9 protein-coding genes and 1 rRNA gene are annotated in these 9,297 nt (G+C 37.5%); 7 read left to right on the plus strand and 3 right to left on the minus strand.

Annotated features, from left to right (window positions below; all coding sequences use genetic code 11):
- The 6 genes from M901_RS10475 to M901_RS10500 all read left to right on the plus strand — a co-directional run.
- On the plus strand, positions 1–248 hold a 248-nt coding region (locus M901_RS10475), incomplete at its 5' end, for a SufD family Fe-S cluster assembly protein (RefSeq protein ID WP_034721765.1).
- Between the two features lie 34 nt (positions 249–282).
- Positions 283–1,035, plus strand: a complete 753-nt coding sequence (gene sufC / locus M901_RS10480) for a Fe-S cluster assembly ATPase SufC (RefSeq protein ID WP_021278173.1) — start codon at positions 283–285, stop codon at positions 1,033–1,035.
- Positions 1,036–1,052: 17 nt separating this feature from the next.
- Positions 1,053–2,300 (plus strand): Fe-S cluster assembly protein SufD, encoded by a 1,248-nt coding sequence (sufD, locus tag M901_RS10485; RefSeq protein WP_021278179.1) that lies wholly within the window; start codon positions 1,053–1,055, stop codon positions 2,298–2,300.
- Positions 2,301–2,311: 11 nt separating this feature from the next.
- Positions 2,312–3,529 (plus strand): aminotransferase class V-fold PLP-dependent enzyme, encoded by a 1,218-nt coding sequence (locus M901_RS10490; RefSeq protein ID WP_021278178.1) that lies wholly within the window; start codon positions 2,312–2,314, stop codon positions 3,527–3,529.
- Between the two features lie 12 nt (positions 3,530–3,541).
- Complete coding sequence (locus tag M901_RS10495) at positions 3,542–4,105, plus strand: NifU family protein (RefSeq protein WP_021278175.1); 564 nt, start codon at positions 3,542–3,544, stop codon at positions 4,103–4,105.
- Positions 4,106–4,159: 54 nt separating this feature from the next.
- Entirely contained in the window at positions 4,160–5,734 is a 1,575-nt protein-coding gene (locus tag M901_RS10500) for a hypothetical protein (protein ID WP_034721766.1), read from the plus strand.
- Here M901_RS10500 and M901_RS10505 read toward each other — a convergent pair.
- Together M901_RS10505 and M901_RS10510 are read right to left on the minus strand one after the other, a co-directional pair.
- Positions 5,731–7,158: a CapA family protein gene (locus tag M901_RS10505; RefSeq protein ID WP_021278174.1), complete on the minus strand. Its 1,428-nt coding sequence runs from the start codon at positions 7,156–7,158 to the stop codon at positions 5,731–5,733. The genes M901_RS10500 and M901_RS10505 overlap by 4 nt on opposite strands.
- A 34-nt stretch (positions 7,159–7,192) precedes the next feature.
- A complete protein-coding gene (locus M901_RS10510) occupies positions 7,193–8,407 on the minus strand; it encodes a pyridoxal-dependent decarboxylase (RefSeq protein WP_021278172.1) in 1,215 nt (404 codons plus the stop codon).
- A gap of 117 nt (positions 8,408–8,524) precedes the next feature.
- On the opposite strand from M901_RS10510, the gene M901_RS10515 reads away from it, so the two are divergent.
- Positions 8,525–9,037: a VOC family protein gene (locus M901_RS10515; RefSeq protein WP_021278176.1), complete on the plus strand. Its 513-nt coding sequence runs from the start codon at positions 8,525–8,527 to the stop codon at positions 9,035–9,037.
- 141 nt (positions 9,038–9,178) lie between these two features.
- On the opposite strand, the gene rrf is transcribed toward M901_RS10515, so the two are convergent.
- Positions 9,179–9,295 (minus strand): 5S ribosomal RNA (gene rrf / locus M901_RS10520).
- Positions 9,296–9,297 lie beyond the last annotated feature (2 nt).

The following is a 9,297-nucleotide window of genomic DNA, read 5'->3' on the forward strand; positions in this document are numbered from 1 at the left end:
GNTCAGCAAATACATTCCCATATATTGATGTAAAGAATAATACAGCAACGGTAGAACACGAAGCCTCGACATCGAAGATCAGTGAAGATCAACTCTTCTATCTTCAACAAAGAGGTATGGATATGGAAAAGTGTATTTCAATGATCGTTAATGGTTTTTGCCAAGATGTTTTTAAAGAACTTCCACTGGAGTTCTCTGTTGAGGCAGTAAAACTTATCGAAATGAAACTTGAGAACTCAATTGGTTAAAAAAATTTAAAATATTAGAAATAAAGGTAAGAAAATGATTGAAGTAAAAGATCTCCACGCGAAAGTTGAAGACAAAGAAATCCTAAAGGGAATTAGTCTTACGATTAAACCAGGTGAAGTTCACGCTATTATGGGTCCTAACGGATCGGGAAAGAGTACTCTTTCTAAAGTCATTGCTGGACACCCAGCTTTTGAAGTCACAAGCGGAAGTATTACTTATAATATCAATGGTAAAGACTCGGACCTTCTAGATTTAGAGGCTGATGAAAGAGCAAAGAATGGTATCTTTTTAGGGTTCCAATACCCTATTGAAATCCCAGGAGTAACAAACTTCAACTTCCTTCACGAGTCATTTAATGAAGTTTCAAAATCTCAAGGTGCTGGAGAAATGTCTGAAAAAGACTTCAGAGATTTCTTAATGCCAAAACTTGATCTTTTAGAAATGAGAGAAGAGTTCCTAGATAGACCTGTTAACACTGGATTCTCTGGTGGAGAAAAGAAGAAGAATGAAATCCTTCAAATGGCAGTTCTTAACCCTCGCCTAGCACTTTTAGATGAGACAGACTCAGGACTAGATATTGACGCCCTTAAAATTGTCGCAAAAGGTGTTAACGCTATTAAAAACAGATTCAACTCTGTAGTACTAGTAACTCACTATCAGAGACTTCTAGACTATATCGTACCAGATTACGTTCACGTTCTTTACCAAGGGCAGATCATCAAATCAGGAACAAAAGAGCTTGCTCTTGAGCTTGAGGAAAAAGGTTACGATTGGCTAATCAAGTAGTCGGATAGGACATTAGAATGGATATTAAAAACCTAACAGAAAATTATAAGAATGATATTGGAGCATTAATTCAGACTCCAATTCAAAAAGCCTCTTTTGAAGCTTTTTCAAAGAGAGGTCTTCCACATACAAGAATGGAAGACTGGCTCTATACAAAAACTCACGATATTCTTCCAGAGAATTTCAAGCTAGTTGATGAGAAAGGACTTTTAAAGAGTGTAAAAGTAGCTGGAAAGTACCAAATAGTTTTCCTCAATGGTCAATACTCGAAAACAGATTCTTTCTTCCCAGAGGAAATTACTGTTGAAATAAAAGAGCTTGAAAAAGACCTGACTGATAAGGAAGACATTTTTGCACAGCTCAATAACAGTGTTAATTCAGAGACACTTGAAATTGTAGTACCAAAGAACTTTAAGGCAGATGATACAATTACAATTGTACACCTCTCTAGCTTTGAAGGAAAATTTGCAGCACCTAAAATCAATATTCGACTTGAGCGTTTTGCGCAAGCAAACTTCGTTGAACTATTTAAAGGTGATCAAAACAAGGCCTACAACAATATAGCTGTCACAACATTCGAACTTCTTGATGGGGCGCATGCCAAGCATATTAAAGTTCAAGAAGAAGGTAATATGGCATTTCACGTGGGAAGCCTATATGCCTATATTAAGAAGGATGCAAACTTCAAAAGTTTCACTTTCAATACAGGTGCGAACAAAGCTCGTCACAACCTTCATATCTTCCTACAAGAAAAAGGGGCTCAAGCATCAGTTGACGGCCTCTATACTCTTAAAGGCTCTCAACACTGTGATAACTTCTCTTTCATCAAACATGAAGTTGAACATACAGAAAGTTCTCAGTTATTCAAAGGTGTACTAGACGGATCATCAAGAGGTGCCTTCACAGGGAAAGTGTATGTCGATAGAGATGCACAGCAAGTTAACTCAGAACAGTTGAACAAGAACCTTCTCCTGACAAAGAAGGCAAAAGTAGATACGAGACCTCAACTAGAAGTTTATGCTGACGATGTAAAATGTGCTCACGGAGCTACTGTTGGTCAAATGAGTGATGAAGAGGCTTTCTATCTCCAATCGAGAGGACTTTCTAGAGAAAGAGCACAGAAACTTCTCATCCATGCATTCTGTTCAGAAACACTTTTAAAGATTGAAGATGATAAGATTGAAGAATACCTTTCAGATGTCCTTTTCGAATCTTTTGAGAAAGAGGCCTTTGAACAAATTGATAATCAAGGTAGCGAAGCTTAAGGATAGAAAATATGTCTATTGATATAAAAAGAGTTAGAAATGATTTTCCTGAACTTGCCAGACTTGTTCACGACAAACCATTAATCTACTTAGATAATGCTGCAAGTACACTTAAGTGTCTTCCAGTAATCAACGCTCTTCACCTTCACTACACTCAGGAAGCGGCAAATATCCACAGAGGTGTCCACTTTCTAAGTGAGCAAGGAACGATGAAATACGAAGAAACGCGTGATACGGCAAGAGAGTTTATCAATGCCAAACACCGTCATGAGATTATCTTCACAAGAGGAACAACAGAGTCTATTAACTTAGTTGCACACTCTTACGCACTTGAGTTCCTAAATGAAGGTGATGAAATTCTTGTTTCAACTATGGAGCACCACTCTAATATCGTGCCTTGGCAAATGGCTGCGCAAAGAAAAGGTGCAACAGTTAGAGAAATCCCTATCAACGATGATGGAGAAATTCTTATCGAAGAGTACAAGAAGCTATTAAGTGAAAAAACAAAGATCGTAGCAACTTGTCATATTTCAAATTCACTTGGGACCATCAATCCTATCAATGAAATGATATCAATGGCCCATGATGTCGGTGCAATTTTTGTAGTCGATGCGGCCCAATCAATTGCTCACGAAAAGATTGATGTTCAAGCACTCGATTGTGACTTCTTGGCCTTCTCTTCTCATAAGATGTTTGGACCAACTGGTTTTGGAGTTCTCTACGGTAAGGAAGAACTTCTCAACAAAATGCCACCTTATCAAGGTGGTGGAGATATGATTGACGTCGTGACAATTGAGAAGACAACTTACAATGATCTTCCACATAAATTTGAGGCAGGAACTCCACATATTGCAGGAGGAATTGCTCTAAAGTATGCTTTTGATTACATCAATGCACTAGGTTTTGAAAATATTCTGTCACATGAAAAGATGCTTCTTGATTATGCGACAACAGAAATCCTTAAAATCGATGGTGTCAAAATCATTGGAGAGGCAAAGAAGAAAGCTTCTGTTCTCTCTTTTACTATGGAAGGCGCACACCCGCACGACCTAGGAACTCTACTAGATAGACAAGGTATTGCAATTAGAACGGGTCATCATTGTACTCAACCACTAATGAAGAGAATGAATGTTCCAGCAACGGCTAGAGCTTCATTTAGTGTCTATAACACATTAGAAGATGTGGATATTTTTATCCAAGGGCTAAAGAAGACGAAAGAATTCTTATAGAAGGTAAACGATATGAGTGAAAATATAAGTAGTGTACAACCAACTCCAAATCCTAATGCGCTAAAGTTCATCCTTAGCAACCCTGTAAAGTTAAAAGGATCTTCAACTTACAGAACGCCAATGGAATGTGGAGAGAATGAATTAGCAGTAAATCTTTTTACAGTAAGAGGTGTTGATCAAATCCACCTTTTTGAAAATGTAATTACTATTACAAAATTTAATTATGAATCTTGGGATGATGTAGAACCAAAGATTGTTGAGACAATTGATACTTTCCTACCAAAACATAACCCAGATTATGAAGAGTTTGACCCAGAAGCAGAAAGAAGGGCACAACTCTCACCAGAGCTTAAAGAAATTGAATCTGTCCTAGATAAGACTATCAGACCGGGTTTACAAGCAGACGGTGGAGATGTTCAGACTCTATCTTATGAAGACAATATTCTGTTGATCAAATACCAAGGGGCCTGTGGAACTTGTCCAAGCTCAACAACGGGAACTCTTGAAGCAATCAAAGCAATTCTTAGAGATGAATATAATCCTGAGATTGATGTCTATATTGCACCAGAATGGTAGAGCAAACATATCAAGAATCGTTAAGAAATTATTGAATATTCCGAAGTGCTTCCTATGAAGCACTTTTTTTTGATCTCCATTCTCTCACTACAAATTCAGGCTACAGATAAAAAGGCCTACCAGTATGATAATAATGCTGACGGAAAAATTGATAGTACCTACTTCTACAATCAATCAGGATTTCTAAGTTTTGAAAGAGATAGAAATTATGATGGAAAGATTGATCACAAAAAAGAATATCAACAAAAGTCCTCTCTCTACACGGAACTTCAAGATACTAATTTTGATGGCGATTTTGATAAAGAAATCATTGCAAAAATTCAAGATCAAAAAGTTTTAGTAACAGAATATTCTTTAACACCTGTAAAAAGCATTATTAGAGAATATCAATATGACTTGGTCCAAACGGCAAATGATGATTGCCAGTATATCGATAGAAGCCATGTCCTCAATGAAATAAACGACTTCGTCAAAAAGTTTGATGGAACGCTTAAAAAGGTCAATAGTGATTTACTAGGCCTAGAGAACTTTCTTATTCACAACTCTTGCAAGAAAAACTTTGGAAAGAAAAACCTATCAAAGATTATTTCAAACGCGACGAGGCAAGGACTCTCTTGTCTAACAAAACTAGCAAAGCAGAGTAAGAACTCAAAGAAACAAGTAGAGTTATTCAATCTCTTAAATAGAATGGACTCTTCCTTAAAGGATAACTCCTGGCAAGTTAATGTTCTTTGTAACGACAAAGAGTACTTTAAAAAAGATGACTCAAGCCGCAGCTCTGACGCAATGGCCGCAGCAACAACCCAGCCGGGAACATTTCGAGGAACTCCTCACCCACTAATAACAATCAACCCAAGTCTTAAAACAGGGTTCTTTGGTTCTACTGATACAGAAGAGATGACCTCTGTCTTTTTTCACGAAATGCTCCACAACTATGGTTACAACCATCAAGAAGGATATGACATCGTATATGGATGTGAAGTCTGCTGCTTCCCAAGAGAGTTCAATAAGAATTCGCAGAAAACAGCTTGTAATGTCTGTAAGGGAGATTACTCATCTAAGACTAGTGAAGAGTATATGAAAGATATCGCTCTACTTGGTCACTTTAGTAAAACTAATCCTGCGAAGGAATACTTTGCTGACCACTATAAAGATCTCAAAAACAATAGAACCATGCGTGCCTCTTTTATGACTGCCATTCTCAATATGCATCCAGAAATGCTAACCGAACTTCATAAGAAATATCCAGATATCACAGATAGTTTTGACAAAGAAGTAGCAAAAGAAATGAAGTCAAAACAGTACTATGACAACACAAGTGAATTGGTAAGATCTCAGTCTAAAGTTACCGCAGAGATAATTGGTTCAATTTTCTTTGAAAGAGATAAGACTAAAATAAAGAGTGCTCTTAAAAAACTAAAAGTCGCAAATTTACCTTATATAAGAACACGTCACACTAGTATGACAAATAAGAATCATCCCGGTGGTTTCCAACTTCTTTCAGATATTGAAGTACTCCTTAAGATGGCCAGACGCGGAGAAAAGGATAAGGAACTACGACGCCTCTACACTTCAGCTCTATTAAAGATTGACCATTCTTTTACAGAATATAGTCAATCAAAGCGCTAAACAGGGTAATTTTCAATCTCTTTGAGAATATAAGAACGACCCTCTTCTTTTTGAAGCTGAGTAAAACACCATTTCCCTTCTAAGAGCTCAAGTCTTCCCGTGTCATTCCTACCAAAATCTAATGTTAGGGCCATTCCATATCGATAACGCCTGCGATAAAGGCCTGTTGCTGAATCCCCTAAAGAATAGGCCACAATCTTTTCCTCACCATTAATTTCATACTTAGAAATAGGACCTGGAATATGTGTATGATGACCAACGATAGCGTCAAAGTCATTCAAGAGCTCTTTGGCCAAACGGACTTGCTTCTCTCTCGGATAAAACTCTAGTTCATGACCCCAATGAGGGTACAGGAGATTAAAGTTATTCTTATCGACATGCTTTACGGAGTACTCGAGAAAAGAGAGGTAACCATGATGTTGGTTTGACCACTCAGTAGCAGCAACGAGATTAATTCCCTCATCAAGAAGAATAGATGGTACATCTCGACTTCCCACAACCTTAAACCCTTCTCTTTTCAAGGCCTCAAAGTTCTGATTTAAATAGTCATAACCGTAATCCGCACTGTGGTTATTGGCCACTGATAGAATGATTTTTTCAGCTGGTAAGAATTCTTTTAAACTCTCTAATATTCCAGTGTTATGATTTTGAGAAAGAAGAACCTTTTGACGCTCTCCACTCAGAGTTCCTTCCAAAAGTCCTTCCAAAAGCCCTTCAAAGTTACAAACAAGATAATCAACCTCCCCCAGCATCCCCCTGACTTCGTCACTAAGTCTCCACCCATACTTATACATTGGCATCAGATCCCCTAAGAAACCAATTCTAAGCTCACGAGACCCTTCTTTAATCTTAAACTTCTTCTCTAAAGATTCGACTCCGGCAGGATTTTTCATAGAAATCTTAGTCAAATTCAAGAGGACAACTTTTAAGAAATCTTTCAAATTATAGGGGCGAGAAACTTTTTGAACATGCCACTCTCTCCTATAATTCTCATCTCTTCTATATGCAAAACGGTCTATCTTTTCTTCATATTCAAAAACAAGCTTCAAAGGAAAAAGTAAGTAATAAGGAGTACTCGTAATTGCAGAAGCAAAGACTGTTGTGAAAACTTCAGGAGTTCCCATTACAAGATGAACTGAAATCATTAGTGTTAGTGAAACACAACCAGAGAAAAGAACTGCGAATATATATTTTTTCATAAGTCCTTCAAACCTATTGAAGAAGAACTCCATCATAGAAGTTGAAAAAAAAGTCATCCCCATACAGAAGAGGCCATGAGAGAGCGATGATTGAATTCTTAACTCAAGTGGATGATTCCAATTAGCAAAGAATGCAATGAAAAAGTAGACGATTCCCGCAATACTTCCATATTTCAGCCCTCTTGCTAGTGGGACTTTCTTAGTTTCAACTTGTATATTTTCCATGAAAAAATCTTAGCTTTTTCATGGCCTATAGTCATCAACAAATAGCGTCTATAAAGGCATCGATATGCTCAACCTTCACATGGTCCATAACAACAACCTTAAACCATTGAGGCTTTTCAACCCTATCAAAAACAAGATGATACTTTCGCGCCATATCCTCAGATATTTGATCAGCAGGGATTGTCACAATATTCATATAGGGATTTCTAAAGTATTTAACCTTAATCTTATCAAGGCAATAACAAAGAAAATCAGTTCTCTCTATCAATTCTTGGCAAAACTCAATCCCTCCCTGTGATCCGTAGCTATTAAGAATCATCCATACACTTATGGCATTTGCACCAGATCGACTTCCACAAAGAGTCGAATCATTTCCTTTTACGTAGCTGGCCTTATCGGTAAATGTAAAATCACTAAATATCTTACGACTTAGAAATATCCCTGTACCATAGGGAGCTTGCAGCATCTTGTGTGCGTCCATTGTTATTGAAGAAACTTTTGGGTGTGAAAAATTCATCTTAGACTCTAGATGAGTAAAAGGATAAATAAACCCACCAAAAGCACCATCAATATGAATCCAATAGTCATCCCCATACTTTTCTAGAAATGGAGTGAAAGTTGAAATCTCATCCACTGAGCCAAACATTGTCGTCCCCATATTTGCAAAGAAGATGAAATACTTAACTCCTTGTTCCTTGGCCTTTTTTAAGGCCAACTCAAAGCAAGAAATATCCATTTCACGAGTTTCAAAATGAACATCAATTGGAAGAGTTTTAAGACTTAAGAGATTCCCCGCTTTATACACTGAATAATGAGTATCAACAGAATGAATAATCGCAATCTCAGCAAGCGAGCACTTATACTTATGTTGAAAATAATTCCTTAATTGCCATATCCCTTGAATATTCGCCTCTGTACCCCCTGAAGCTATATACCCATTGTACTCACCAGCTTTGGCCCTCATTATTTCTTGAGCACACAGTTGAATTGCCTCGACTTCTAACTGATGAGTTCCATTGAAGAAGACCTCTGAATCACCATCTGTATGCATCCCAATATGATTGGGATTTGCCACAAAGGAAGAAAGAAATGGTTTATCTCTTACTAAATCCTCTAGAGGAAAAACTCTTTCATCAAGATGTGTTCCCGGTATCCCAAGTAAAATATTGTCTCTAAAGTTAATATTCTTTTCGAGACAAGAAAACACTCTCTTACTTACAGCTTCTTCAGTTAAAGCAGGCCAGAACATATATCACCTCTATCTTACTTAATAATTTACAAGCCATTCTAAGTTAGCGACAAATTAAAAGTTCTTCTATGATTAGAATCAGTTTACATTGATCCTTAGTTAATATATTGATTAAGAATGAACGAAACAATCATGACATCTTGGAAACCAGTTTTTGAAAATATCCTTAATCAAGTTAAAGAACTTGGAATTACAGAAATAGATCTCTGCGATCATATCTGCTATCGAGTCCAAACTCTGCAAGAATACCAAGAAATGAAGAGCTTTTTCACTCAACACGGAAAACTCAGAGCAGAAACAATTGTTTCAGGCAGGCCAATTTCTATTATTGAACTCAACAATCCTTTTAAATATGAAAGTTACGAAATCTCATGTGTTGAACTCCCGGCACCAAAAGAAGGCAAAAAAACTCATACAGGCTGGGAACACGCAGAATTTGTCGTTCACAACCCAGCAGATCTTGTAGAGAAATATCCTCAGATAAACTTTAATACAAAGTCTCTTCACAGAAAGATCAACGCGGAACTCTCTCTCAAGCTCAACGAGGGGCTCAGCGTGAAGTTTCACCCTCTCCACATTCTAGAAGTTATGGATAAGGAAGAAAAGCTCGGCATCACTAAAGTCGATTAACAAACCAACTTCCACATCCTTTCATTTGTATTCAATCTGTATGGATTTTACGAGGACGAACTCCTCAAAAGAAAGCGCTTAAAAGATTTCTAAACGCCAAAATAAAAAAAGACCAGATCAATGATCTGGCTTTTTATATAGATGGTGCCTCTTCCTATTCTCACACCAAGTCACCCTGGCACTACCTTCGGCGCTAGCAGGCTTAACTGCTGAGTTCGGGATGGGATCAGGTGTTTCCCCGCCGCTATCGAGACACCAAA

Origin of the sequence: Bacteriovorax sp. DB6_IX (genome assembly GCF_000447775.1) — a bacterium.
Taxonomy (GTDB): domain Bacteria; phylum Bdellovibrionota; class Bacteriovoracia; order Bacteriovoracales; family Bacteriovoracaceae; genus Halobacteriovorax_A.

Bases quoted from the DNA above. Each gene is read 5' to 3' on its own strand.
- M901_RS10490 (WP_021278178.1), top strand. From the start codon at position 2,312: ATGTCTATTGATATAAAAAGAGTTAGAAATGATTTTCCTGAACTTGCC.
- M901_RS10500 (WP_034721766.1), top strand. From the start codon at position 4,160: ATGAAGCACTTTTTTTTGATCTCCATTCTCTCACTACAAATTCAGGCT.
- sufC (WP_021278173.1), top strand. From the start codon at position 283: ATGATTGAAGTAAAAGATCTCCACGCGAAAGTTGAAGACAAAGAAATC.
- M901_RS10510 (WP_021278172.1), bottom strand. From the start codon at position 8,407: ATGTTCTGGCCTGCTTTAACTGAAGAAGCTGTAAGTAAGAGAGTGTTT.
- M901_RS10515 (WP_021278176.1), top strand. From the start codon at position 8,525: ATGAACGAAACAATCATGACATCTTGGAAACCAGTTTTTGAAAATATC.
- M901_RS10505 (WP_021278174.1), bottom strand. From the start codon at position 7,158: ATGGAAAATATACAAGTTGAAACTAAGAAAGTCCCACTAGCAAGAGGG.
- sufD (WP_021278179.1), top strand. From the start codon at position 1,053: ATGGATATTAAAAACCTAACAGAAAATTATAAGAATGATATTGGAGCA.
- M901_RS10495 (WP_021278175.1), top strand. From the start codon at position 3,542: ATGAGTGAAAATATAAGTAGTGTACAACCAACTCCAAATCCTAATGCG.